At 66.4% G+C, this 23719-nt stretch carries 22 protein-coding genes; 9 read left to right on the top strand and 13 right to left on the bottom strand.

Annotated elements, in window-relative coordinates:
* Positions 1–36: 36 nt before the first annotated feature.
* The gene (locus tag ABR323_RS12025) at positions 37–1071 is read right to left on the bottom strand and encodes a DUF418 domain-containing protein (RefSeq protein ID WP_439449480.1); all 1035 of its coding nucleotides are present in this window, start codon (positions 1069–1071) and stop codon (positions 37–39) included.
* Positions 1068–1658 (bottom strand): TetR/AcrR family transcriptional regulator, encoded by a 591-nt coding sequence (locus ABR323_RS12020; RefSeq protein WP_439449479.1) that lies wholly within the window; start codon positions 1656–1658, stop codon positions 1068–1070. The genes ABR323_RS12025 and ABR323_RS12020 overlap by 4 nt, the downstream gene beginning before the upstream one ends.
* 141 nt (positions 1659–1799) lie before the next feature.
* Between ABR323_RS12020 and ABR323_RS12015 the strand changes: the two genes are divergently transcribed.
* A complete protein-coding gene (locus ABR323_RS12015) occupies positions 1800–2225 on the top strand; it encodes a DoxX family protein (protein WP_439449478.1) in 426 nt (141 codons plus the stop codon).
* Here ABR323_RS12015 and ABR323_RS12010 read toward each other — a convergent pair.
* On the bottom strand, positions 2198–3001 hold the full coding sequence (locus ABR323_RS12010; RefSeq protein WP_439449477.1) for an APH(3')-II family aminoglycoside O-phosphotransferase: 804 nt from the start codon (positions 2999–3001) through the stop codon (positions 2198–2200). The genes ABR323_RS12015 and ABR323_RS12010 overlap by 28 nt on opposite strands.
* 41 nt (positions 3002–3042) lie before the next feature.
* Positions 3043–3546 carry a DUF2938 domain-containing protein gene (locus ABR323_RS12005; protein WP_439449662.1) on the bottom strand — a complete coding sequence of 168 codons (504 nt, stop codon included), beginning with the start codon at positions 3544–3546 and terminating at the stop codon, positions 3043–3045.
* A gap of 55 nt (positions 3547–3601) precedes the next feature.
* Here ABR323_RS12005 and ABR323_RS12000 point away from each other — a divergent pair, with 55 nt between their 5' ends.
* The 3 genes from ABR323_RS12000 to ABR323_RS11990 are packed head-to-tail and all read left to right on the top strand — an operon-like array spanning position 3602 to position 5755.
* Positions 3602–4267 carry an ArsR/SmtB family transcription factor gene (locus ABR323_RS12000; RefSeq protein WP_439449476.1) on the top strand — a complete coding sequence of 222 codons (666 nt, stop codon included), beginning with the start codon at positions 3602–3604 and terminating at the stop codon, positions 4265–4267.
* 14 nt (positions 4268–4281) lie between these two features.
* Positions 4282–5010, top strand: coding sequence for a GNAT family N-acetyltransferase (locus tag ABR323_RS11995; protein WP_439449475.1), 729 nt, complete (start codon positions 4282–4284; stop codon positions 5008–5010).
* A gap of 28 nt (positions 5011–5038) precedes the next feature.
* Positions 5039–5755 (top strand): SDR family NAD(P)-dependent oxidoreductase, encoded by a 717-nt coding sequence (locus tag ABR323_RS11990; RefSeq protein WP_439449474.1) that lies wholly within the window; start codon positions 5039–5041, stop codon positions 5753–5755.
* Here ABR323_RS11990 and ABR323_RS11985 read toward each other — a convergent pair.
* On the bottom strand, positions 5749–7260 hold the full coding sequence (locus tag ABR323_RS11985; protein ID WP_439449473.1) for an MFS transporter: 1512 nt from the start codon (positions 7258–7260) through the stop codon (positions 5749–5751). The two genes, ABR323_RS11990 and ABR323_RS11985, sit on opposite strands and share 7 nt — an antisense overlap.
* Before the next feature lie 120 nt (positions 7261–7380).
* On the opposite strand from ABR323_RS11985, the gene ABR323_RS11980 reads away from it, so the two are divergent.
* Positions 7381–8283, top strand: a complete 903-nt coding sequence (locus ABR323_RS11980) for a LysR family transcriptional regulator (RefSeq protein WP_439449472.1) — start codon at positions 7381–7383, stop codon at positions 8281–8283.
* 63 nt (positions 8284–8346) lie between these two features.
* Positions 8347–10293, top strand: a complete 1947-nt coding sequence (locus ABR323_RS11975) for an EAL domain-containing protein (RefSeq protein WP_439449471.1) — start codon at positions 8347–8349, stop codon at positions 10291–10293.
* Between the two features lies 1 nt (position 10294).
* Here the strand turns inward: ABR323_RS11975 and ABR323_RS11970 are convergent, their stop codons facing one another.
* On the bottom strand, positions 10295–10954 hold the full coding sequence (locus ABR323_RS11970; RefSeq protein ID WP_439449470.1) for an O-methyltransferase: 660 nt from the start codon (positions 10952–10954) through the stop codon (positions 10295–10297).
* Between the two features lie 159 nt (positions 10955–11113).
* Between ABR323_RS11970 and ABR323_RS11965 the strand changes: the two genes are divergently transcribed.
* Positions 11114–11785: a TetR family transcriptional regulator gene (locus tag ABR323_RS11965; RefSeq protein ID WP_439449469.1), complete on the top strand. Its 672-nt coding sequence runs from the start codon at positions 11114–11116 to the stop codon at positions 11783–11785.
* Here the strand turns inward: ABR323_RS11965 and ABR323_RS11960 are convergent.
* Positions 11773–12384 (bottom strand): TetR/AcrR family transcriptional regulator, encoded by a 612-nt coding sequence (locus ABR323_RS11960; protein WP_439449468.1) that lies wholly within the window; start codon positions 12382–12384, stop codon positions 11773–11775. The two genes, ABR323_RS11965 and ABR323_RS11960, sit on opposite strands and share 13 nt — an antisense overlap.
* 104 nt (positions 12385–12488) lie before the next feature.
* Between ABR323_RS11960 and ABR323_RS11955 the strand changes: the two genes are divergently transcribed.
* Positions 12489–13565 (top strand): MBL fold metallo-hydrolase, encoded by a 1077-nt coding sequence (locus ABR323_RS11955; protein WP_439449467.1) that lies wholly within the window; start codon positions 12489–12491, stop codon positions 13563–13565.
* A gap of 27 nt (positions 13566–13592) precedes the next feature.
* Here the strand turns inward: ABR323_RS11955 and ABR323_RS11950 are convergent, their stop codons facing one another.
* A complete protein-coding gene (locus tag ABR323_RS11950; RefSeq protein WP_439449466.1) occupies positions 13593–14090 on the bottom strand; it encodes a helix-turn-helix transcriptional regulator in 498 nt (165 codons plus the stop codon).
* Between the two features lie 514 nt (positions 14091–14604).
* Here ABR323_RS11950 and ABR323_RS11945 point away from each other — a divergent pair.
* Complete coding sequence (locus ABR323_RS11945) at positions 14605–17724, top strand: discoidin domain-containing protein (RefSeq protein WP_439449465.1); 3120 nt, start codon at positions 14605–14607, stop codon at positions 17722–17724.
* Between the two features lie 124 nt (positions 17725–17848).
* Here the strand turns inward: ABR323_RS11945 and ABR323_RS11940 are convergent, their stop codons facing one another.
* Genes ABR323_RS11940 through ABR323_RS11920 form a run of 5 tightly spaced genes read right to left on the bottom strand, consistent with a single transcriptional unit; the run spans position 17849 to position 23702 of the window.
* The gene (locus tag ABR323_RS11940) at positions 17849–18826 is read right to left on the bottom strand and encodes an ABC transporter substrate-binding protein (RefSeq protein WP_439449464.1); all 978 of its coding nucleotides are present in this window, start codon (positions 18824–18826) and stop codon (positions 17849–17851) included.
* A 17-nt stretch (positions 18827–18843) separates the two neighbouring features.
* Positions 18844–20589 carry an amino acid ABC transporter permease/ATP-binding protein gene (locus ABR323_RS11935; protein WP_439449463.1) on the bottom strand — a complete coding sequence of 582 codons (1746 nt, stop codon included), beginning with the start codon at positions 20587–20589 and terminating at the stop codon, positions 18844–18846.
* A complete protein-coding gene (locus ABR323_RS11930) occupies positions 20586–21137 on the bottom strand; it encodes a GNAT family N-acetyltransferase (protein ID WP_439449462.1) in 552 nt (183 codons plus the stop codon). The genes ABR323_RS11935 and ABR323_RS11930 overlap by 4 nt, the downstream gene beginning before the upstream one ends.
* A complete protein-coding gene (locus tag ABR323_RS11925) occupies positions 21134–22354 on the bottom strand; it encodes a M20 aminoacylase family protein (RefSeq protein ID WP_439449461.1) in 1221 nt (406 codons plus the stop codon). Before ABR323_RS11925 ends, ABR323_RS11930 begins: the two co-directional genes overlap by 4 nt.
* A gap of 4 nt (positions 22355–22358) precedes the next feature.
* Positions 22359–23702, bottom strand: coding sequence for an LLM class flavin-dependent oxidoreductase (locus tag ABR323_RS11920; protein WP_439449460.1), 1344 nt, complete (start codon positions 23700–23702; stop codon positions 22359–22361).
* Between the last annotated feature and the right edge of the window lie 17 nt (positions 23703–23719).

The raw sequence follows: 23719 nt of genomic DNA, 5'->3' as shown, positions 1-23719 counted from the left end.
ATGTCCGTCACAAGATCGTGCGACGCGACCAAAGTACTAGCCGGCGATACGGCGCATCACCGCCTCCAGCGGCCCGCGGGCGAACTGCCACGACCACAGCCATGCCGCCCCCGTCGCCACCATCAGGAACAACAGTGCCCACAGCAGCACCGAGGCGAGCGATGCGCTGCCATCGAGCAGGCCCAGGCTTTCCAGTGTGCCCATGCCCACCAGGATATGGCCCACGTACAGAGTCAGGGTCATGCGCCCGGCCGCGGTGAACGGTTCAAGCCAATCACCCGGATGCACACGCGTGAGCCAGAGGCAGGCGGCAATCACGCTGCAGGCGGCACCCGCTCCAGTGAGCACGTAGGCAGGACCCGGCGGCATCGGCTGCGTTCCCAGCCACGCCTGCCAGGGCGTTCCCTGCGCGAGGTGCTGCACACCGTGGCCGGCGCCGATCAGCAGCAGGCCCAGCACCAGCAGCCCACGCTGCACCCGCGGCTGCGCCAACGGCAAACGTGCCAGCAACATGCCCAGCAGGAAGAAGCACAACCACGGCAGCAACGGATGGAACCCATTGAACAAGAGATTGCGCGCCCCGCCCGGCCATTGCCACAGACCGGCGTATTCCAGCGTCTGCCAGTTCCATCCCTGGTTGTAGTCCCAGTGCAGCAGCGCCCAGAACGAACCGGCCGCCAGAGCGATGATGCTGGCCAGCAGTACCCGCGGCGACGCGCGCAGCCATACCACCGCCAGCGCGAAATACACCGCGTAGTAATGCAGGATGTCGGCCGGGAACAGGGTCAGGTTGAGCAGACCGAGTACCAGCAGGAACGCGGCACGCCGCCAGGTCTGCACGCTGGCTGCCCCCCATTCCTGCCGCTGCGTGGCCAGCACCAGGCCAAGACCGGCCAGGGTGACAAAGGTCGCCGAGGCCTTGCCTTCCAGCAGATGGAAGAAGCCGGCCAGCCAACCTCCGCCCTCTGCGGGAACCGCCATCGCCAACCGGAAGTTGACCAGCACCATGCCGGCCAGCGCCAGGTAGCGTGCCAGATCCAGCCCATGCAATCGCCGGTCGGCAGCGCTCATGCGCGTGCCCCGAGCAGCAGCGCCAGCAGGCCAAGATCCAGCGATGCATCATCGGCACCCTCGGCTTCGCCGAGCCCACGCCGCAGCGCATCGCTCTCGATGGCGTCCAGAAGCACCTGCGCCTGCATTGCCGGCGCCAGCACGGGGCGTCGCCGTTCGCGCTGCGCCACCCGTTGCAGCGCGTCAGCCAGGGCCTGCTGCAGCCGCCTGCGGTTTTCCGCAAACGCCTCGGCCACGGCAGGATTGCGTGCGCTCTCGGCCAGCACCTCGACAGCGAGCATCGCCCATTCCGGCTGCCGGCACAGCGCGTGGAAATCCCGCAGGAAGACCAGCACCTGTGCGCGATCGCCGTCGGCTGACGCCAACTGCTGCATCAGCGGAGCCAGTTCTTCGCTCTCGGCCACCGCCACCGCAAGGATGATCGCTTCCTTGCCCGGGAAGTGGTTGTAGAGATTGCCCAGGCTGACACCGGCCGCCTGCGCGATGTCACGCATGCTGGTCTGGTGGAAGCCCTTCACGAGGAAACACTGCAGGGCGGCCTGCAGGATCTGCGCGATGCGTTGCTCGTTGCGGTCGGTTCGGTTCATGACGCAAATAATGAACGAACGTTCGTCCATTTAGAAGATGGCAACCACGCCACTGCCGGGCTTGGTTCAGCCAGCCTTGACCTCAACTGCGGTTGAGGCCCGATGCTGCGCGGCCTGCCCATGCCAACCCGGAGTTCCTGCATGCCACGGATGATCACCACCCTGCTCGACAGCCGCGTGCTGTGGTTCCTCGCCCGACTGCTGCTGGCCGTGGTGTTCCTGTCCTCGGGCCTGGCCAAGCTGCTGGCGTGGGACAACAGCGTGGCAGAAATGCAGGCGGCCGCGCTGCAACCGCCTGCGCTCTTCAACATCGCCAGTGCTGTGGTGCTGCTGGGTGGATCACTGTGCCTGCTGCTTGATCGCCTGCTCTGGCTGGGCAGCGGCGCACTGGCGGTGTTCATGCTGCTGACCATCGCCATCGTGCATACCTTCTGGACCAAGCACGGCGCAGAACAACAGCTGGCGATGTTCTTCGCACTGGAGCACCTGAGCGTGGTCGGTGGTCTGATCTGCGCGGCCATCGCCAGCCGTGCGCGGACTCAGAAGAACTCGTCGAGCAGCCGATAGAACGCCAACCGGCGCTCGTCAGCCACCGCGCCATAGCGCCGGAAAAGCGGCATGACCCCGCGCGTATCACCGAAGTTGTGGACGAGGCTGCGCGCGGCCAGCGCCAGATCCTGGTAGCGATCGGCCACGCCCAGTCGCCCACAGTCGATGAAACCACTGAAACGACCCTCGGCCACCATCAGGTTCGGCAGGCAGGCGTCGCCATGGCTGACCACCAGGTCTTCATGGTCGGGCTGGGTGGCGCATAGTTCGGCAAAGACCTGCTGCGGCGTCTGGCCCAGGCGCTCATCGTCGAAGTCGTCGGCGTCCACCCGCCCCGCCTCTACCCGTGCCTGCGCGGCCTGCAGGCGCGAGGCCAGTCGCTGGTCGAACGGACAGGCTGGCACCGGCAACGCATGCAGGCCACGCAGCGCGTCGGCCAACAGATCAACCAGTTGCTGCGGCGCGAGTTCCGGCGACGAGGCCAGGTCGCGGCCGGGCAGCGCACTCATCAGCAACCAGCGCCGGCCCGCTTCTTCGGCAGTGGCAATCACCGTCGGCGCCGGTTGTCCCTGTGCCTGCAGCCAGCGCAGGCGCGCGATCTCATCACCCAGCTCACTGAAGGCGTCGATCACTTCCGATTTCAGGAAGGCATCGGCCAGGCCCGGCCGATGCACGCGTGCAACATCCGCACGCGACACGCCGATCGACTGCCGCTCGATGCGCGCATCGGCCAACGCTTCCCGCCACGCCCACGGCAGCGGCATGCCATCAGTGAAGGGATTGGGTGCTTCCATGTTGGGATGTTCCTGTTGCCGGTGACCCCACGGATTCTCGCTCATCCTGCGTGGACCGCGGCCAGCAGCAGCGCGGCAAGGTACATGCCCAGGCCGAACACGCTGTGCGCCACCAGGCTGCGCAGCCGCGCTTTGCCCGGTGCCGGTGTCTTCGAAGCGGCAATGCCGGCGCCCATGCCGGGCTGCAGGATGAAGAACGGCGCGACCACGCTGAGGATGCCGAAGGCCAACGCCGGCCACAGGCTCGGCGCATGCACCCACTCCTTACCCACTGCTGCCAGCAACATGGCGGCAAAGACCACTCCGATCACGTAGTGCGCGGTCCAGCCCAGCGCACGTTCGCCATTGACCGCTGCCGAGCGGCCGATTCCCTCGTGACGGAACCGCCCGCGCGGCAAGTGCCCCAGCCAACGCCCGACCATCGCGAAGTCCAATGAGGGAATGCCGAACATCCGCCGCTGCAGCAGCGCCCACAGATCCAGTACCGCAGTCGCCACCACGCCGATCACCACCGAATCCATCACGAATGTCGCCAGTCCGCCCATCTCGTCAACCTTCAATTATTTGCTTGAATGATAGAGCGATGCTAGCGTGACCTGCATGAACGCTGCAACCGAGCCACCCCCCTCGCCACTGGAGGCCTTGGCCGAGATCGCCCGTACCCTTGGCCACCCGCATCGCTTGGCCCTGCTGGAGCACATCGCCCAGGGCGAGCGCGCGGTGGAGCGCCTGGCCGAACTGACCGGGCTGTCGGTGGCCAATACCTCCCAGCACCTGCAGCAGCTGCGTCGTGCCGGCCTGGTGCAGACCCGCCGCGATGGAAAGCGCATCCTCTACCGCAGTGGCGACGGCCCTCTGGGCAATCTGCTGGCCGCGCTGCGCGACTATGCCGACCACCAGCGCAGCGAGATGCAGGGCGTGATCCACGACAGCCTGCAACGTCGCGATGCGTTGGAAGGCCTCACCGTGGAACAGCTGCTCGAGCAGCGCAGCAGCGTGGTGCTGCTGGATGTGCGGCCGCGCGAGGAATTCGATCTGGGCCACCTGCCCGGCGCGCTGAACATTCCCGTTACGGAACTGCGTGCACGGATGGACGAACTGCCGCGTGCCATCCACATTGTCGCGTACTGCCGCGGTCCCTACTGCGTGCTGTCCAACGATGCGGTGGCGATGCTGCGCGAGGCCGGACTGACCGCGCAGCGGCTCGCTGCCGGTTACCCGGAATGGAAGGCCGCCGGCCTGCAGGTAGACCTGCCCCGGCACTGAGCGAGACACCGGTCATGGATGATGTGTTTGCCCCGTTGATCGATGCGACCTGGCACGGCGTGTTCTGCGGCCAGCGCACGCTGCAGGACGATCCACAGCTGCAGCTGGCGTGCAGCGATGATTTCGATGAGGGCGAGGACGGCATGCTGCTGCAGCCAGTCGCGGGCCCCGCGCGCGCACTGCTGCGCCCTGCCCTGGCCGCTCGCCTGCAATTGCACGCGCAGCCGCACTGGACACTGGCGCAGCTGCAGCAGCGCCTGCAGCAGCTCGGCCAGCGCACCCATGGTGCGGATCGTGTCTTCTACTTCCCTGCCGCAGAACTTGCAGCCCTGGCCGAGCGCTCTGCACCGCCACATGTCCGCCGCCTCGACCCGGCCGACGCAGCCGCGTTCGACGTGTTCCAGGCCAGCGCGAGCGCGGAGGATCTGGATGCCGCGTGGGTCGAACTGGACCACTGGCAGGTGTTCGGCGCCTTCGATGGCGAGCGGCTGCTTGCCGCGGGAAGCATGTACCCGTGGAGCCTGGATTCGGCCCTGGCCGACATGGGCGTGCTGACCCTGCCCGACGCCCGCGGTCGCGGGCACGCGCGCCAGCTGGTACACGCCATGGCCGTGTCCGCGCAGGCGGCCGGGCTGCAGCCTCAATACCGCTGCCAGCTCGACAACACCGCCTCGATCATTACCGCCGAGCGCAGCGGCCTGCGTGCGTTCGCCGATTGGGACACCGTTCTGGCGGCCGACTGAGGCCGCCGTAGTACAACAAGGAAGCAACATGAAATTGATGGTCATCGGCGCCAGCAGGGGCCTCGGTCGCGCGTTCGTGGAAGGCCTGTGCAGTGCGGGCGACACCGTCATCGGCGTTTCGCGCAACCGTCCACGCGATCTTGAATGCCCCGAGGGTGTCACTCTGCAGTGGATCGAAGCCGATCTGTCCCAGCCCACCCTGGCTGCCAATCACATCGCAGCGCAGGCACCGGCCGATCTGGATGTGCTGATCCACAACCTGGGCATCTGGGAAGAGACCGCCTTCAGCGACGAGTACGCCTTCCTCGACGAGAGCGATGCCGCGCTCACCCAACTGGTCGACGTCAACATCACCGCGACCCTGGTGCTGCTGCAGCGCCTGCTGCCGCGAGTGCTCGGCGCGCCACGCCCGCAGCTGGTGCTGACCGGCTCGACCTCGGCACTGCCACGCAGCGGCCGCCCGGAAGTGGCGTTCGGCGCATCCAGGTTCGCGCTCAACGGCATCGCCGATGCACTGCGCGAGGGCTTCCGCGATCGCCGCCTGGCGGTGACCAGCCTGCAGCTGGGCTACCTCAACACCGACGATGCACTGTCGGTGCCGGTTGCAGAGGCCGCAGCGCGCGGTGACGGCGCACTGGTGCCGGTGCATGACGTTGTGGCGATGGTGCGCGCGTTGCTGCAGCTGTCTCCGTCCGGCTTCGTGCGCGAACTGGTGCTGCCAGCCATCGCCGACCCGCGCTACTGACCACCCCTGCGCAGGCCGGGCTCAACCTCTTCGCGCAACAGGTACCAAAGCACGATGGCGGTCAGCACGGTCGCCATCGCCAGGACAAACAGCTGGCCACGGACGGCCTCCATGTAGGCCTGGGCCAGCACTGTTCTGGAAACGCCAGGCAATGCCTCCGCCGTTCCCGCCAGGTCGCCCATGGACAGCCTGTGCACAGCGGCACGGGCCACGACGCCGGCCTCCAGCGCCATGCTTCCGCCGATCCGCGCCGAGAGCATGATGCCGACAAGCGCCAGGGCGATCGCATCGCCGGCCAATCGCATCGCATTGAAGATGCCAGCAGCCATGCCCGCCTGCTCTTTGCCGACCACGCTGACCGCCAGGCCATCCATGATCCCCCAGGGAAGGCCGATGCCGATCCCGATAACCAGCATCGGCATCCAGCGCACCGACGGAAGTTGGAACACCTGCGCCAGCCATGCCAGTCCAAGCGCTCCAATCAGCAGGCCCGCGCAGCACAGTGCCCGCGCCGGAATCCAGCGCAGCAGGTAGCCTGCTATCAGGGGAACAACCAGCAATGGACCGGACAGTGCTGCCATTGCCAGTCCGGCGTCGGTTGGCCGCAGACCTTCGACACCGATGAAGCCGGCCGGTAGTACGACCAGAAGGACGACGTAGGAGAACGCGGGGGCCGCGGCGAGAATCTGCACGCCGACAAAGCGCCGGTTGCGGAACAGCCCGAGGTCCAGCAAGGGCGTTCGATGGGAACGCTCCACGGCAACGAACACGGCCAGCAACACCACCGAGAGCAGCAGCAGTGCAAGCGTCTGCGGGTGCAAGGGACCGCGTTCCGGAAGCAGGATCATGGCGTAGGTGAGTGAACCCAGCGCCAGCATGAAGGTGGCGGCCCCCAGCCAATCCAGTCGCGGCGAACCGGCGTTTCTCGATTCGACGGACGACACGGCAACCAAGGGCACCGTCAGGGCGGCCAGCAACGCAGGCACGAAAAACACCCATTCCCAGCCCAGCGCATCGATCAGCCCGCCTGCCAGCAGAGGACCGCCTGCGGCTCCTGCGCCAAAGGTGGTCCCGATCAGGCTGAACACCCTGGCCCGCGCCGGACCGTCGAACTCCTGCGCCAACGACGCCATCGCACCGGCAAATGCTGCCGACGCCGCCATCCCCTGCAGCAGTCTCAGTACATTGATCCATGCCACATCGGGCATCAAGGGAATCAGACCGGTGACGATCGCAAACAACACGCCTCCCAGAATCCAGATCCGGCGTCGGCCATGCAGATCGGCCAGTCCGCCGGCCACCAGCGTGGTGCAGCCGTAGGTCAACAGGTAGGCGTTGATGATCCAGGACAACTCTGCGGGCGAGCCACCCAGCGCGGCGCGGATGGCAGGAATACCCACCGCGGGGCTGGCAATGCTCAGGGGAATGGTGAGCGCCGTCAGGCAGCCCGCGAACACCAGCCCAAGGCGTGATGAACCGGCCGTCTCAGCAGAGGCAACAGACATGTCGAGGAAGCTCCAGCGTGGCCAAGCGCCACCGCATTGATGCTATCGACGACGCTATTGCGGAAGAATCCACCGGTAGGTCCATGCTTTAATGACATAAACGTCATCAATGGCCACGTCATGGACAGCTTTGCCGGTCTCAGCCTCTTCGTTCTGGTGTCCGAGTCACGCAGCTTCGCCGCCGCAGCGCGACAGCGTGGCATCACCCCTTCGGCGGCAAGCAAGACCATCGCCCGGCTGGAGGAGCGCCTGGGCGCGCGGCTCCTGAACCGTAATACCCGCAGTGTCAGCCTCACGGCCGAAGGCGAGCAGTTCCTTGAACGCTGCCGTCGCATCATGATCGAGGTCGCCGCGGCAGAGCGCGAACTGACCGACGCCCAAGCCGCGCCCAGCGGTCGCCTGAAGGTCAGTCTTCCACTCGCCAGCGGGCTGATGCTGCCGGTGCTTTCGGCGTTTGCGCACCGCTTCCCCGCCATCGAACTCGACCTGCACTTCAGCGACCGTCTTGTCGATGTCATCGAGGAAGGCTTCGACGCCGTCGTCCGCACAGGCAGCCCTGCCGACTCCAGGCTGCACGGCCGCAACCTCGGCAGTACCCGGCTGCTGTGCGTCGGGGCACCGGCCTACTTCGCCAGACGCGGCAGGCCACAGCACCCGGACGAGCTGAGCGGTCACGCATGCCTTCTCCATCGTTTTCCCGGCACCGGCCTGATCGAACGTTGGCCGCTGCACCCACATGAGGGAAGCCTTGAGACGCGGCTGACCGCTGCAATGACCGCCAATCATCTCGAGACGATCCTGCACATGGCCGTTGACGGCCATGGCATCGCATGCCTGCCCGACTTCGCCACCCGCGATGCGCTCGACCGCGGTGAGCTCGTCAGCGTTCTGGATAAATGGAACACCGAACAAAGCACCTTCTGGGCACTCTGGCCAAGCCATCGCCATCAGCAGCCGCGTGTGCGCGCGTTTGTCGATTTCATGGCCGAACACCTCCTGCCCGAAGGCGGCCGGTGTAATTGAACCTGCGCCCTGCTGCGACTACGCTGCGGGTCACTGGCCGTCGGTCACAGGCGGGAACCTGCTATGGATGCGCTTTCACGGGTCTCGGCCCAGGTCCTGGACAGTGCCCTGCCCAGCCTGCCGCTGTACCTGCTGCAGGCCACGGCGGTGATCGGCATGATCGGCGTGCTGCTGATCGCCACCCGCCGCGCAGGCCACGCCATTGAAGGCCGCCGCCTGTACGTGGGGGTGGCGCTGGGCCTGATCTACCTGTTCAACGCCTGGTTCGTCGCCGGTTATACCCAGGGCGTGGTCAAGCTCAACCTCGGCTTCGACATCCTGCTGATCAGTGGCCTGCTCGGCGGCTGGCGCGGCGGCCTGGCCTGCCTGGGCGCCAGCCTGCTGGCCCGCTACCAGTTCGCAGGTACCCAGTACTTCCTGCCGGCCGGCCTCGAGGCCACGCTGCAGACGATGGCGGGCGTCTGGCTGCGCAGTCGCCTGCACCCGCGCATGCTGGGAGAGCTGTCACCGCGGATGATCCTGCAGACCTGGGCCGTACGCATCGCCGTGACTGCGCTCGGCCTGGCACTGGGCGTGGCAATCATCGGTGCCGAGCACCTGCCGGTGGCGGAGCTGACGATACAGCGCCTGCTAGCATTGCCGGTGTCGCTGCTGGTGCTCGGCGCGGTGTTCGCCCTGGTCTACAACGATGCGCAGATCGATGCGCAGCGCCAGCGCGAACAGGCCTGGCTGCGCATCGATCCGATCAGTGGCCTGCCCAACATGCGCGCGCTCGGCGAGCGGTTGAAGCACTACTGGCGCGACAACGACGGCGCCGGAAAAGCCTGCCTGGTGGTGGCCGAGATGGGCAACCTGCGCGACCTTCGCCTGCGCTATGGGCCGTTGCAGGACAACGGTCTGTGGCGGCACGACAGCACCGACGAAGTGCATCGGCTGCTGCCCTCGTTACCGGTGGACCAACTGGAAATCTACCAGTTCGGCGATGCTGCGCTGGCGATCCTGGTGCGTGACACCTCGCTGCCCGAGCTGCGCACGCAGTCACAGGTCACCGATCTGGCACGCAACCTGGCGGATCTGGTCGGCCGCGATTGGCCAGGCTTCCGCCCCTTGTTCCGCTGCGCCGTAGTGGAGCTGAAGCCACCGACCGTTGCTGACGATGGCCCTCTCCCGTTCCGCGCGATCACCGTGGCACTGAGCGCGATCGAGTCGGGCGTGGTGTTCTTCGACGACCCGGTGCAGCGCGACAGCGAGATCGATGCGTTGATCGAGCGGGCACTCGAGCACTGGCTGCAGCACGGCGACGCGCCGCTGTGCTACCAACCCAAGCATCGCCTGCAGGACCGGCAGCTGGTCGGCGCCGAAGCGCTGCTGCGCATGCGTGACGGCGAGGACAGGCTGATCGCACCGATGCGGGTGATCTCGTTGCTGCGCCGGCACGGCCGGCTGGCTGAACTGGAATGGGCCACGCTGCAGTCAGCCATCCATTTCCTGCAGCGCTGCCATCAGGACGGCAGCGAGCTGACCATCGCCGTCAACGTCTCGGCCGAGTCCCTGCGCCAGCCCGACTTCGGCCTGCGCCTGCAGGAGCTGTTGGCACTGCACGATGTGCCTGGAGCGATGCTGCGGCTGGAAATCGTCGAATGGACCGAGATCGTCGAGCGCGATGTGGTCGATGCCAACATCGCGCAGCTGCTGGCTGCCGAGGTGACACTGTCACTGGACGATTTCGGTGCCGGCTACTCGACCCTGATCCTGCTCTCGCAGCTGGCCATCGCCGAGGTCAAGATCGAGCAGGCGTTGATCGCAACGCTGTCCGACGCCAAATCGCAGTCGATCGTGCGCTTCATCGTCGAAGTCGCACATCGCTGTGGCGCCATCGTGGTGGCCGAGGGTACCGAAACCCTGGCGCAGGAACAGAAACTGCGTGCATTGGGCGTGGATGTCGGCCAGGGCTATCTGTACTCGGCGGCGCTGCCGGCGGATGAGTTCCGCCGGTTCGCCGGTCGCTGATTCAATCCAGGCGCATGGACAACTCGACGTCGTCGGCAAAGGGCAGCGACAGGTAGCCGCTGCCATCGGCATGCATGCGTTGCAGGTACGCAGGGCTGTCGTCCGCATTGTCGGCCAGCACCAGCGCCCCCGGACGAAGCCGCGCCTGCAGCAGGTCCAGCACCTCCGGATACAGCACTTTGGCGCCGTCGAGCAGGACCAGATCGATCGACTCCGGCAGGTCCGCCGCCAGGCTCTGCAGTGCATCGCCCACCCGCAGCTCGACCAGATCGGCAAGCCCGGCCTCGCGCAGATGCCCGGCCGCACGACGCGCCTTTTCCGGCTCGAACTCGGTGGTGATCAGGCGCCCGCCGCCGTTGTCACGCAATGCGGCAGCCAGGTAGATGCTGGAGATGCCGAAGGAGGTGCCGAATTCCACGATGCTGCGCGCCCCGCTGCTGCGCGCCAACAGGTACAGCAGGCGGCCGGTCGCTGCCGACACGGGAAGCCACAGGTCTTTCAGCAGTTCGCCATACAGGCGGGTGTAGTCGCTTCGGCTGGCCAACAGGCGCTGCCGCTCTTCGGCGGAGACGGCGGTCAGCGCCGGGCTGCACGCGGTACCGGCTTCTTCAAACAGGCGCTGCAGCAGCGGCGCCACCGGGGTGGAGATCAGGGTGTTCATGCGCGGATTCCATGGGAGTCGTCAGGGAAGGCGACGCGTCATCCGCCCCACGCAGGCGCGCTTGAGGGGTGGCCCGGCGGCACCTAGAATGCGAATGATTCGTCGCAATCAAGCGTACGGGCTCGCCCCGTCGCTGCCTATTCGCATTGGAGCGGCCCCATGACCGAACGTCGACCACCGCAGATTTCCTCGAGAAAACAGCCTCGGCAGGCCCGCTCCAATGATCTGGTCGCGGCCATCCTCGAAGCCGCTGCTCAGGTTTTGAAGCAGGAAGGCGCCCCCCGCTTCACCACCGCGCGGGTCGCCGAGCGGGCCGGCGTCAGTGTCGGCTCGCTGTACCAGTACTTTCCCAACAAGGCGGCAATCCTGTTCCGGTTGCAGCAGGAAGAGTGGCAGCAGACCGCCGGCATGATGCGCGGCATCCTGCAGGACAGCGCCACCCCGCCACTGCAGCGGCTACGCCGGCTGGTGCATGCCTTCATCCTGTCCGAATGCGAAGAGGCACAGACACGCGGTGCACTGAGCGACGCCGCACCGCTGTATCGCGACGCCCCGGAAGCGCAGCAGGCGCGAGGCGATGCGGATGCGGCGATGGAGGCCTTCATGGTTGAAGCACTGCCACACGCTCCGCACAGCACGCGCGCGATGGCCATCAGCCTGATCGACACCACGCTCGGCGCTACCGGTCGCGAGTTCTCCAGTACGCCGCGCAGCGCAGGCGAAATCCACACCTATGCCGAGGCGGTCGCCGACATGTTCTGCGCCTACCTGCAGCACCTGGGCGCGTCGGCCACAACACCGGGCCAGCGCCGCAGGCGTCAGAGCGCGTAGTAGCCCAGGAACATCGCCACCGCCGAGTCGGCCACGCGAGCGCGCTCCTGTTCGTTCAACGGTGCCTGCCCCATCGTCACCTGCGGCCAGAATGCAAAGCTCTTCACCAGCCCATGCAGCTGGTGGCCGGCGAACTCCGGATCGACCTCGCGCAGCCGGCCATCGGCGATCGCCGCGCGGATCCACGCACTCTCGCCACTTTCCTTCTCGCCCATGCGGCAGACGATGGCCTGCGCCCGCTCCGGCGAATGGATGATCTCGGCCATCGCCACACGCGCCAGGTCGATGAAGTTGGCGTCGCTGAGCAGTTCCAGCTTCTGGCCTACCAGCTGCAGCAGTTGCGCCTGCAGCGTCTGGTCGGCGCGGTAAGGCAAGGCGTCGCTGGCCACGCTGCGCTCCCACAGCTCCTCCAGGATCATCGAAAACAACGCTTCCTTGCTCGGGAAGTGGTTGTAGACCGTGCGCTTGGAGACCCCGGCCGCCTCGGCGATGCGGTCCATGCTGGTCGCCTCGTAGCCCGACGCACGGAACTCCTCCACCGCCGCGCGCACGATGGCTTCGCGTTTACGGTCGGTCAGGCGTTGCGGGGCACGGGACATGGCGAAAACCGGATAGCTGAACGGACCCCCCTATTTTACACCCGGCAGTGTACTTTTGAAAAACGCGAAACTATACTGTGCAGTGTACTCAGCGGACGTCACCCATGAAGCGCCTGCTCCTTGTCCTCCTGCTTGGAATCCTCGCCGTGACCGCCTACACCTTCTGCAAGTCCTGGTCCCTCCCCGACTTCCCCGATTCGCCGCAGTACCGCGACGGCAGGTTCCGCAACGTCCTGCCGAAGCCGGCGATGGGCGTGCGTGACGGCCTGGAGATCTGGTGGGCGTTCCTGTTCAACAAGCCTAAGGGCACCGTCCCCGCGCACCCAATCCCGGTGCAGCCGCTGGACCGTGCCACGCTGGACGCCGCGCCGGACCGCAGCCTGTTCCGGATCGGTCACTCCACCATCCTGCTGAAGCTGCGCGGCCAGTACTGGCTCACCGATCCGGTGTTCTCCGAGCGCGCCTCGCCGGTGCAGTGGATGGGCCCGGCACGCTTCCATGCACCGCCGATCAGCATCGACGAGCTGCCGCCGATCGCCGGCGTGATCCTCTCGCACAACCACTACGATCACCTGGACCATGCCGCGGTGATGCAGCTGGCCGGCAAGACCGCACGCTTCATCGCCCCGCTCGGCGTGGGCGACCAGCTGATTGCATGGGGCGTGGACGCCAGCAAGGTTGAACAACTGGACTGGTGGCAATCCACCGAGGCCAATGGCCTGCGCCTGACCGCCACCCCGGGCCAGCATTTTTCCGGCCGTGGCCTGGGCGACAGTGATCGCAGCTTGTGGGCCTCGTGGGTGATCCAGGACGGCGACTTCCGCATCTTCTTCAGCGGCGACACTGGCTACTTCGATGGTTTCAAGGCCATCGGCGAGAAATACGGCCCGTTTGACCTGACCATGATCGAGACCGGTGCTTACGATCCGCGCTGGGCGTTCGTGCACATGCAGCCGGAACAGACGCTGCAGGCGCACCTGGACGTGCGCGGCAAGTGGCTGTTGCCGATCCACAACGGCACCTTCGACCTGGCCATGCATGATTGGCAGCAACCGTTCGAGCGCATCACCGCATTGGCTGCCGCGGAGAATGTTCCGGTGGCTACGCCGATGATGGGTGAGGCGCTGGACATGCAGGCGCCAGAGGCGGGTACGCGCTGGTGGGAGACGGTGGAGCTGTAGTGTGGTGGCCGCCGATTCTGGCCGTCACTACGCCTTCGGCTGAAGCCTGCGCCCTTCCCGGTCCAGATTGAGCTGCAACGCGGCGGTGGCGAGCTCGGTCATTTCCATCGTGACTTTCCCGCTGCCACGCGCTCGCATCCAACCGAGAATGTCGGCGAGGTGCCAGATCGAGGTCGAACCGTCATGCACCGGGGACGGAAACGACTGCGGGTTGGCCACCATGAGCTTTCGCATGTTCTGGCGCGACATGCCCAGCAGGTCTGCGGCATCAGTGAGCCCCACCAGATCTGGGCTCACTTCGACCAGCTCGACACCGGGCACGGCCCGCTGCACATCGTCCAGGGCCGAACGCAGGGCAGCCCCTGCACTGTCCGCTTCACGGCAGAAGGCCAGGGCCAGCCTTCCCGGCAGCCCAATGCCCACAAGCGCGTCGTCACAGCCGCCCTCGGCTAGGTGCTGCTCGAGGACACCGATCTCATCGTCAGTGTCCGGCAAGCGGTACCTCAGGGTGAAATTGAATTCCATGATTGCCCACCTCGTTTCTGACGAAGCCTGATTTCATTGCTCACGACCGCAGTTCTCGACCACACGCCGCAAGGCCCTTGCATGATTGCTGCCGCAACGCGGCGTGCTCCAGATGCTCACGATGCAGAACTCCCCGCATCGGCAATCGGTGTCGTTGTAAGGGCAATACATTCGACCCCACGCGTGGCCACCCGCCATTCGGAGCCTCCACCCACGATTCTCCGCGAACTGCAGCGCCGCTTCGATGTCCTTGTCCGGATGACGCGCTCGAGACATTCCTGTTCTCCACAGTCTGCACATGGCACACATAAGTTGTCAAATGACAACCCGCTGAAAAATAGCGTCCGATGTGACCCTAGCCGTTCCGAGCGACGCGTCCAGAGCCACAACCGTCAGCGCTCCCGTGATGGCAGCTCCAACGTCCTGCGGCGCTGCAGTGCGTCATGTAACCGATTACAGCGTTTGCTAGCGTAGCGCTCGCCCGATTCCGACCGAACCTGCGAGGCTGTCCGTAATGACGTTGCGCGCCGAACGCTCCAAGGTCTCCACCGCACTCTTCCCGCTGCACCCTGCCGCTGCCCTGCTGTTGGCCGCCCTGGCCTCCAGTGCACAGGCGCAGACCCTCCCCCCGCGCAGCCAATGGCAGGCCAGCAGTTCCTCGCAGCAGGTGCCGGCGATGGCGATCAGCCACCTGATCGACGGCGACCCGAAGACCGTCACTGGCGGCGCCTTCAGCCCCGGCCACTGGTTCCAGATCGATCTGGGCACGCCAACCCTGCTGGCCGGCGCGCGACTCACCTGGGATGTCTCCAACCCGGAAGGCTATTCACTGCAGACCTCATTGGACGGCACCCAGTGGCAGACCGCATACACGATGGCCGATTCGCTGGGCGATGTGGAAACGCTGTACTTCGCGCCACGGCAGGCCCGCTACCTGCGGCTGACCAGCCCCCAGCGCACCTCTGACTGGGGCGTGTCGATCTTCGAGATGGAGCCACTGGACAGCACGCTCAGCGCACGCATCGGCGGTGTGGATGCAACGCAGGCGGCAGCGCTCTGGCAAGGCGGGGGCACCGTTGCGATTCCGGCTGGAAAAGGTGGATCCCATACGTTCGAGATCACGCTGCCGCAGGCCCAATCAACGGCTGGCCTGGTGGTCGACTGGGCCGATGGCGCGCGCGGCGCTGCTCGATTGCAGGCGCAGGATGCGCAGGGCCGCTGGCAAGACCTCGCACATGATGCGCAGGCGGCCAGCCGCCGGCAGAGTTGGCTGGCGGCTGACGCGGCGCAACCGCTGCGTGCATTCCGGCTGAGCGTGGACGGCGCCGCACCACAGGTAGCGCGCCTGCGCCTGCTCGGCCCGAAGGCGGTAATGACGCCGATGAAGCAGTACCAGATCGCCGCCAGCGGCGCACAGCGCGCGTTGTTCCCGGCGTCGCTGCAGATGCAGCAGACCTATTGGACCGCAGTGGGCGTGCATGCGGGCCGGCAGAAATCGATCTTCGACGAGTACGGCAACCTGGAAGCCTTCAAGGGCGCGCCGCTGGTGCAGCCACTCTGGCGTAGCGCTGACGGGCGCGCGGCTGGCGCGTCAGGACAGCCGATAGAGCACGCGTTGCGGGATGGCTGGAAGCCGATGCCATCCGCTACGTGGTCACCGCAACCCGGGCTGGAATTGCGCAGCGAGGTATTCGCCATCGAGCGCGACGGCCAACCGGTAACCTTCCTGCGTCATCGCCTGCACAACACCGGCAAGACCCGGATCGACGGCACGCTCAGCCTGGTCGTGCGCCCGATGCAGATGAATCCGCCGTGGCAGAACGGTGGGCTGTCAGCCATCCGCGATGTGGCCGTCGATGGCCAGGCCGTGCGCATCAACGGCCGCACGCTGCTGCAGTCGCTCACGCCGATTGCTGCGTCCGGCGCGGCGCCCTTTGGCAAGGACGGTGCAACGGAAATCACCGCTGCGATTGCTGCCGGGCGGTTGCCTTCCACGCAGCAGGCGCATGATGACCAAGGCCTTGCCGCGGCCGCGCTCAACTACCGCATCTCGCTGGCGCCAGGGGCCAGCGATGCCATCGTGGTTGCGTTCCCGTTGGGTACTGCTGCCGCAGATGCCAAGGGTGTCCTGCCCGACGCGCCTGCGCTTGACCTGGCCACGCTGCCCCGCGATGCCAATGCGGCGTTCGATTCACTGGCCACGCAGGCGTCTGCGGACTGGCAGGCACGGCTGGGCCAGGTCGGGCTGCGCCTGCCCGATCCTTCACTGGTCGACATGCTGCGCGCGCAGGCCGCCTACATGCTGATCAACCAGACCGGTCCGGCCATGCAGCCGGGGCCGAGAAACTACAACCGCTCCTTCATCCGCGACGGCATGGCCACCTCGGCGGTGCTGCTGCGCATGGGCGAGGCCAAGGTCGCGCGCGACTACCTCGCCTGGTACAGCGAACACGGCGTGCACGGCAACGGCCTGGTCTCGCCCATCCTCAACGACGATGGCAGCGTCAACACCGGCTTTGGATCAGACATCGAGTACGACAGCCAAGGACAGTACGTCGCGTTGGTGGCCGATGTCGCGCGCCTCGATGGTGGACCGGAATCGGTGCGTGCCTACCTGCCCAAGGTGAAGGCCGCGCTGCATTTCCTGCAGGAACTGCGCGAACGCACGCTGGTGCCCGGCTACAAGGCCGACCAGCCGGCGCCGGAGCGATTCGCGGGCATCCTTGCGCCGTCGATCAGCCATGAAGGCTATCCGTCGCCTACCCACAGCTACTGGGATGACTACTGGGGCCTGAAGGGATGGCATGACGGCGCGTGGCTGGCCGAGGCACTGGGTGACCACGAGACCGCCGCCTGGGCACGCGAACAATACACGCTGCTGTACGACGCACTGCACGCCTCGATCCGCGCAACGATGGCCTGGAAGGGCATCGATTTCATTCCATCCTCGGCTGACCTGGGCGATGGCGACCCCACCGGCGTATCGATCGCACTGGACCCGACCGGCGCACAGAGCGTATTGCCTGCCGAAGCACTACGCACCACGTTCGCGCGTTATCTGGAGGACGTGCGCAAGCGCAACCAACCCGGTGCGCTGTATGCCTACACGCCGTATGAAATCCGCAACGTGCTGAGTTACGTGCACCTGGGCCAGCCTGAAGTGGCCGATGAACTGCTGCAGGGCCTGCTGCATGATCGCAGGCCGCTGGAATGGCAGGTGCTGGCCGAGGTCGTGCATTCGCGGCTGCGCTTCCCGCGTTACCTGGGTGACATGCCACACACCTGGATCGGCGCCGAGTACGGCCGCACCCTGTTCGGCATGCTGATGCGCGAAGACGATGATGCCCTCTCGCTGCTGCCGGGCACGCCGCCGTCGTGGGTGGCGGGCGATGGGCTGGCGGTGGAGCGCCTGCCGACGGCGTATGGCACGTTGCAGATGCAGGCGCGGCAGCGCGACAGCTTGCTGACCGTCACGCTGGGCAAGGGATTGCGCAGCGGAACGGCGGTGAAGGTCTGGTGGCCGGAGCGCACGATGCCGAAGACGGTGCGTGTGGATGGACATAGCGTTTCCGACTTCGATGCCGAGGGTGTGCGGCTGGCGAAGCCGTTCCGGACGCTGGAAGCGCGTTGGTAGAGCAGCCGAGCATGGCTCGGCTCCACAGGAGCATCCACGCATGGCGTGGATCTACTCGCGGTGTCTGCCTTCTGTAGAGTCGAGCGATGCTCGACTCCTCGGTAGCGCCGGGCCACGCCCGGTGTCATTGCAGCGTCGGTAACCCCGGCGGATTGGTCTGCGACTGCGGCACCGCTTCCTCGGCCACATTCCACCGCTTCAGCGCCTGCGCATAAGTGCCGCTGCTGATCTGGGTGTTGAGCGCCTGGGTCACCGCATCGGCCAGGCCACTACCCTTGCGCGTGGTCACCGAGATCGCCGCAGCATTCGGCCATCCACCCGGGAACAGACCCACACGCCGCACCTTTCCGTCGCGCGCCGAATAGGCGCCGGTGGCATTCGGTTCGAACGACACATCCGCGCGGCCAGTGATCACCGCCAGCCGTCCAACTACGGCGTCATCGAAGTACTGGTACTCCACCGGCTTCAGGCCGGCGGCGATGTTCTGCTGGTCCCACTGCCGCAGGATCTGGTCCTGGTTGGTACTGGCACCCACCACCACCTTCAGCCCGGCAACATCGGCCGGCTTTTCGATCTTCTGGATCGGCCCGTCGGTGCGGGTATAGATGCCCAGCAGGTCGTAACGGTAGCTGGAGAAATCGAACTTCTTCTTGCGCTCTTCAGTGACAGTCACATTGGAAAGCACCGCATCGTACTTGCCCGATTCCAGCCCCAGCGGCCAGTCGGCCCATGCCACCGGCACGATCACCAGCTTCAAGCCCAGCCCATCGGCGATCAATCGTGCGATGTCGGGCTCGACGCCCACCACGTCCTTGCTGTCGGCACCGTAGTCAGCCAATGGCAGCTGCCCGGGATGGGTGGCGATGGTGAAGGCACCGGGGGTGACGAAGCGGTAGTCGGCCGGGATCAACGCCTGCGCCTTGGGATCGAGCGTGCCCTTCAGCGCCGATGCATTGCTCGTTGCCAGCGACGTCGCTGCCACCGCTGTGTTGTCCGGGCCCTGCCGCACCCGCGAGTAGACGATGCCGGCAATGCCGATGACCAGCACGCCGCCAATCAACAGGGTGCTGCGTGCGGGACGTCGCTTTGATGCAGGGCTCATGGGGTCTCTCGAACGGGTTACAGGGTCTTGGCCAGGAAATCGGCGGTGCGTTGCTGGCGCGGGCGCTGGAACAGGGCCTCGGGCGTGCCCTGCTCGATCACCCGGCCCTGGTCCATCATCACCACGTGGTCGGCCACGCGGCGGGCGAAGCTCAGTTCATGGGTGACGATCACCAGCGTGGTGCCGGAGCGGGCCAGTTCTTCGATCACGCTGAGCACCTCGGCTACCAGTTCCGGGTCCAGCGCCGACGTGGGTTCATCGAACAGCAGCACCTTGGGCTGCAATGCCAATGCGCGTGCAATCGCCACGCGCTGCTGCTGGCCACCGGACAGCTGGCGCGGAAAGGCATCGGCCTTGTCGGCCAACCCCACCCGCTCCAGCAGCGTGCGCGCCTGCTGCTCGGCCTGCGCACGCGGCACGCCGCGTACCGCAATCGGCGCTTCGATGATGTTCTCCAGCGCGGTCAGATGCGGGAACAGGTTGAAGCCCTGGAACACCATTCCAACTTCCGCACGGCGGCGCCGGATCTCGCGCTCGGGCAGCTCGTACAGGGTGTCGCCATCGCGGCGATAGCCGATCAGCTGGCCACCGACGGTCACGTAACCGCTGTCGGCGCGTTCAAGGTGGTTGATCAGCCGCAGCAGCGTGGACTTGCCGGCGCCGGACGGGCCGATCAGCACCGTCACGCTTCCAGCGCGCAGGTCCAGGTTCACGTCCTCCAGCACCGGCTGATCGCCGAACGTCTTGCCTACGCCGTGCAGCGACACCGCAGCGCCCTCACCCGCTTCCACCTGCGTGGCGATGCGCGGGCGGCTGGCCACGCGCGGCGCAGCATCACTGGATGTCCGCACCGGTGACGACACCCGCGACACAGAACGCTCACGCTGCAGCTGGCCGCGCGCGAAGCGCTGCTCCACGCGCCGTTGCAGCAGCGACAGCACGGTCAGGATCACCAAGTACCAGACCGTGGCCACCATCAGCAGCGGCACCACTTCCAGGTTGCGCCGGTAGATCACCTGCACGGTGTAGAACAGCTCCGGCAGCGCCAGCACGTAGACCACCGAGGTGCTCTTGGCCAGGCCGATCACATCGTTGAACGCGGCCGGCAGGATCGAACGCATCGCCTGCGGCAGGATGATGCGGCGCACCTGGCGACCGCGCGGCAAGCCAAGCGCGGCGGCCGCTTCGTACTGGCCGTGGTCGACCGAAAGAATCCCGCCGCGGATCACCTCGGCCGAGAACGCCGCCTGGTTCAGGGTCAGGCCCAGCACCGCGGCGGTGAACACACCGATCAGCTGCGTGGTCGGGTACGAGAACAGGCTGATGCCGGTGAACGGCACGCCCAGTTCGATGGTGCTGTACAGGTAGCCCAGGTTGTTCAGCAGCAGCAACAGCACCAGCAGCGGGATCGAACGGAACAACCATACATAGCCCCACGACACCGCCGACAGCAGCGGCGAACCGGAGACGCGGGCCAACGCAAGCAAGGTGCCCAGCGCGAAACCGAGACCGGTACCGAGTGCGGTCAGCAGCAACGTGCGCCCCAGGCCTTCCAGCACCGGGCGTGCGAAGAACCATTCGGCGAAAGTGCCCCAGCCCCAGCGCGGATTGCCCAGCACGGACTGCAGCCCGATCAGGATCAGCGCCAGTGCCAGCACCGTGCCGAAGACCTGCAGCGGATGCCGGGCCGGCACGATCTTCAACGCCGGCGCTGGTGCCGCCCGGGTGGCAATGCCATCCAGCGCGGTCGAAGGCGTGCTCATGCGTGGACTCCTTGCAGCTGGGTCTGTGCAGGCACGATGACGGGCGCCGGTGCCCGCAGGTGCTTTTCGAACGGCAGATGCGCAACGGTTTCCGGATCGGCATCCAGATCGAACAGCGCGGTGTAGCCATGGCTGAGGTACAGGCCAACGGCTTCGGGTTGACGGAAGCCGGTGGTCAGGAACACCCGTCGGTATCCCTGCCGCGCCGCCTGGTCTTCCAGCTCCTGCAGCACACGCCGTGCGATGCCTTGGCGGCGCAGCCCGGGCAGCGTCCAGATTCGCTTGAATTCGGCAGTGTCCGGATCGCGGTGCGGCATGAAGGCGCCGCCGGAAATCGCCACGCCGTCGCGCAGCAGCAGTACGAACGCCCCTACCGGCGCAGCAAAGGCCTGCGCCGGGTAGCGCTGCAGCTCCTCGCGGGCGCTGCCGCCGATGCGCCGGCGCACGTCGGCGTAGCGGCTGTCGTACTCCTGCTCCAGGCCGTCAAACAGAGGCCGTGCCAGCGGATCATCCACCGAGGTATAGAGGAAGCGTTCGTTGCTGCTCATGTCGCGTCCTTCACCAGATAGTCTTCGGCCAGCCGCGCCCACAGGCTGGCGGCCGGTGCGATGGCCGCGTCGTTGAACACGTAGCGCGGGCTGTGCAGCGGCGCACTGTCGCCGTTGCCGACGAACACGAAACTGCCCGGCCGCGCCTGCAGCAGGAACGCGAAATCCTCACTGGCGGTGCGCGGCGCGAATTCGGGCACTACGTGTTCGCTGCCGAAGCCCTGCAGCGCCACCTCGCGGATGTAGGTAGTCTGCTGCGGGTGGTTGATCACGCTGGGGAAGCCACGCGGGAACTCGATCTCGGCGCGCGCGCCGAACGCGGCGGCGGTCTGCTCGGCAATCTCGGTGACCCGGCGCCGCAGGGTGTCGCGTACCTCCGGCAGGTAGGCGCGCACGGTCAGCTTCAGTTCGACCACGTCCGGAATCACATTGGCGGCCTGGCCGCCGTGGATCGAGCCGACGGTGACCACACCCATCTGCCGTGGATCGACATTGCGTGACACCACGCTCTGCAACGCGGTAACGATGTGCGCCGCCGCCAGGATCGGGTCGACGCTACCCTGCGGCTCGGCGCCGTGACCGCCCTTGCCGATCACCTTCAGCCGCGCCCAGTCCACCGACGCCATCGCCGGGCCGTCGACAAAGCCGAAGTGACCCACCGGCACGCCCGGCCAGTTATGCAGCCCATAGATCGCATCCACCGGGAAGCGCTCAAACAGGCCATCGGCAATCATCTTCGAAGCACCCGAACCCGTCTCCTCGGCCGGCTGGAACACCAGCTGCAGGGTGCCGTCGATATTGCCGTGATGGGCCAGGTAATGCGCGGCGGACAGCAGGATGGCGGTATGCCCATCGTGGCCACAGGCATGCATCAGCCCTTCGCTCTGGCTGGCGTAGGCCAGGCCCGAGTCCTCATGGATCGGCAGTGCATCGATGTCGGCGCGCAGACCGAGACGACGGCTGCCCTGCCCGCGCTGCAGCGTGCCGACCACGCCGGTGCCACCGAGGCCGGTGGTGACCTCGTAGCCCCACTGCTGCAACAACTCGGCCACACGGGCACTGGTGCGATGCTCCTCGAAGGCCAGCTCCGGGTGCCGGTGCAGGTCGTGGCGGATCGCAATGGCCGCCTCGGCGCGTGCCGCGATCTCGGGCAATATCCCAGTCGTTTGGGAATTCCGCCGGGCATGGCCCGGCGCTGCTGCGGATTCTCCGCTCATCGCCCTACCCCGCCTTCCGCGCCAGTTCGGCATCGGTCGCATGACGGCTGGCCTTGTATGGCAGACCCAGATGCTCGCGCAGGGTCTGTCCCTCCAGCTCGCGCTGGTGGTAGCCGCGCCCCTGCAGGATCGGCAGCACCTCGGTCACGAAATCGTCCAGGCCTTCGCGCTGTGCAGCGAATCCAAGGATGAAGCCGTCGCTGGCACCGGCATCGAACCAGCGGATCAACTCATCGGCCACATGCTCCGGCGTGCCGATGAAGTTCGGTCGCGGGCTCACCGCTTCCAACGCCACTTGGCGCAGGCTCAGGCCCTTCTCACGCGCATCCTGCTTGATGCGGTCGGTGGTGGAACGGAACGAATTGCTGCCGATGTCGCCCAGTTCCGGGAAGGGTGCATCCGGATCGTACTGGCTGAAATCGTGGTGGTCGAAGAAGCGGCCGAGATAGGCCAGTGCGTCCTCAAGCGTGGCCAGTGCGGCAATCGCCTGGTACTTGGCTTCGGCCTCCTCGGCAGTGCGGCCGACGATGGGGCCGATGCCCGGGAAGATCTTCACCTCATTGCCGCTGCGGCCGTGCGCGATCGCCGAGTTCTTCACCTTCTGTGTGAACGCGCGCGTTTCTTCCAGCGAGGGCGAATGGGTGAACACCGCATCGGCGTACTTGCCGGCCAAGGCAATGCCATCATCGGATGAACCCGCCTGGAAGATCACCGGCTGGCCCTGCGGCGAGCGCTGGATGTTGAGCGGACCTTCCACCTGGAAGAAGCGGCCCTTGTGGTCGAGCCGGCGGAATTTCTCCGGTGCGAAGAACGTGCCGCTGTCGCGCTCGCGCACGAAGGCGTCGTCGTCCCAGGAATCCCACAGCCCCTGCACCACCTCCAGGTACTCGTCAGCGATCTGGTAGCGCAGCGCGTGCTCCGGATGCGGCCGGCCGTAGTTGCGGCCCGAACCTTCCAACGGTGACGTCACCACGTTCCAGCCGGCGCGGCCGCCACTGAGCAGATCCAGCGAGGCGAACTGGCGGGCCACGGTGAACGGGTCGCTGTAGGACGTGGACAGCGTACCGGCCAGGCCGATCTTCTTCGTCGCCGTGGCCAGCGCCGACAGCAGCGAGATCGGCTCGAAACGGTTGAGGAAGTGCGGGATCGACTTCTCGTTGATGTACAGGCCGTCGGCCACGAAGCCGAAGGCGATGCCGTTGTCCTCGGCGGTGCGCGCGATGTCGATATAGAACTGCAGGTTGACGCTGGCATCGGCCGGGTTGGAGGGATGCTTCCAAGCATGCATGTGGCTGCCGGGACCCTGCAGCATGATGCCGAACGGAATGTGGCGCGGGGTCGTGCTCATGGAAATCGCTCCTGCAG

Origin of the sequence: Stenotrophomonas sp. ATs4 (assembly GCF_051861585.1) — a bacterium.
Classification (GTDB): Bacteria; Pseudomonadota; Gammaproteobacteria; order Xanthomonadales; family Xanthomonadaceae; genus Stenotrophomonas; species Stenotrophomonas maltophilia_AS.
Note: the sequence above shows the minus strand (reverse complement) of the source record. Positions and strands in the feature narration are given on the sequence as shown.

Bases quoted from the DNA above. Each gene is read 5' to 3' on its own strand.
- ABR323_RS11965 (WP_439449469.1), top strand. From the start codon at position 11,114: ATGACCGAACGTCGACCACCGCAGATTTCCTCGAGAAAACAGCCTCGG.
- ABR323_RS12000 (WP_439449476.1), top strand. From the start codon at position 3,602: ATGAACGCTGCAACCGAGCCACCCCCCTCGCCACTGGAGGCCTTGGCC.
- ABR323_RS11950 (WP_439449466.1), bottom strand. From the start codon at position 14,090: ATGGAATTCAATTTCACCCTGAGGTACCGCTTGCCGGACACTGACGAT.
- ABR323_RS11940 (WP_439449464.1), bottom strand. From the start codon at position 18,826: ATGAGCCCTGCATCAAAGCGACGTCCCGCACGCAGCACCCTGTTGATT.
- ABR323_RS12005 (WP_439449662.1), bottom strand. From the start codon at position 3,546: ATGGGCGGACTGGCGACATTCGTGATGGATTCGGTGGTGATCGGCGTG.
- ABR323_RS12025 (WP_439449480.1), bottom strand. From the start codon at position 1,071: ATGAGCGCTGCCGACCGGCGATTGCATGGGCTGGATCTGGCACGCTAC.
- ABR323_RS11960 (WP_439449468.1), bottom strand. From the start codon at position 12,384: ATGTCCCGTGCCCCGCAACGCCTGACCGACCGTAAACGCGAAGCCATC.
- ABR323_RS12015 (WP_439449478.1), top strand. From the start codon at position 1,800: ATGCCACGGATGATCACCACCCTGCTCGACAGCCGCGTGCTGTGGTTC.
- ABR323_RS11970 (WP_439449470.1), bottom strand. From the start codon at position 10,954: ATGAACACCCTGATCTCCACCCCGGTGGCGCCGCTGCTGCAGCGCCTG.
- ABR323_RS11975 (WP_439449471.1), top strand. From the start codon at position 8,347: ATGGATGCGCTTTCACGGGTCTCGGCCCAGGTCCTGGACAGTGCCCTG.
- ABR323_RS11925 (WP_439449461.1), bottom strand. From the start codon at position 22,354: ATGAGCGGAGAATCCGCAGCAGCGCCGGGCCATGCCCGGCGGAATTCC.
- ABR323_RS11955 (WP_439449467.1), top strand. From the start codon at position 12,489: ATGAAGCGCCTGCTCCTTGTCCTCCTGCTTGGAATCCTCGCCGTGACC.
- ABR323_RS11935 (WP_439449463.1), bottom strand. From the start codon at position 20,589: ATGAGCACGCCTTCGACCGCGCTGGATGGCATTGCCACCCGGGCGGCA.
- ABR323_RS11995 (WP_439449475.1), top strand. From the start codon at position 4,282: ATGGATGATGTGTTTGCCCCGTTGATCGATGCGACCTGGCACGGCGTG.
- ABR323_RS11920 (WP_439449460.1), bottom strand. From the start codon at position 23,702: ATGAGCACGACCCCGCGCCACATTCCGTTCGGCATCATGCTGCAGGGT.
- ABR323_RS11990 (WP_439449474.1), top strand. From the start codon at position 5,039: ATGAAATTGATGGTCATCGGCGCCAGCAGGGGCCTCGGTCGCGCGTTC.
- ABR323_RS11930 (WP_439449462.1), bottom strand. From the start codon at position 21,137: ATGAGCAGCAACGAACGCTTCCTCTATACCTCGGTGGATGATCCGCTG.
- ABR323_RS12020 (WP_439449479.1), bottom strand. From the start codon at position 1,658: ATGAACCGAACCGACCGCAACGAGCAACGCATCGCGCAGATCCTGCAG.
- ABR323_RS11945 (WP_439449465.1), top strand. From the start codon at position 14,605: ATGACGTTGCGCGCCGAACGCTCCAAGGTCTCCACCGCACTCTTCCCG.
- ABR323_RS11980 (WP_439449472.1), top strand. From the start codon at position 7,381: ATGGACAGCTTTGCCGGTCTCAGCCTCTTCGTTCTGGTGTCCGAGTCA.
- ABR323_RS12010 (WP_439449477.1), bottom strand. From the start codon at position 3,001: ATGGAAGCACCCAATCCCTTCACTGATGGCATGCCGCTGCCGTGGGCG.
- ABR323_RS11985 (WP_439449473.1), bottom strand. From the start codon at position 7,260: ATGTCTGTTGCCTCTGCTGAGACGGCCGGTTCATCACGCCTTGGGCTG.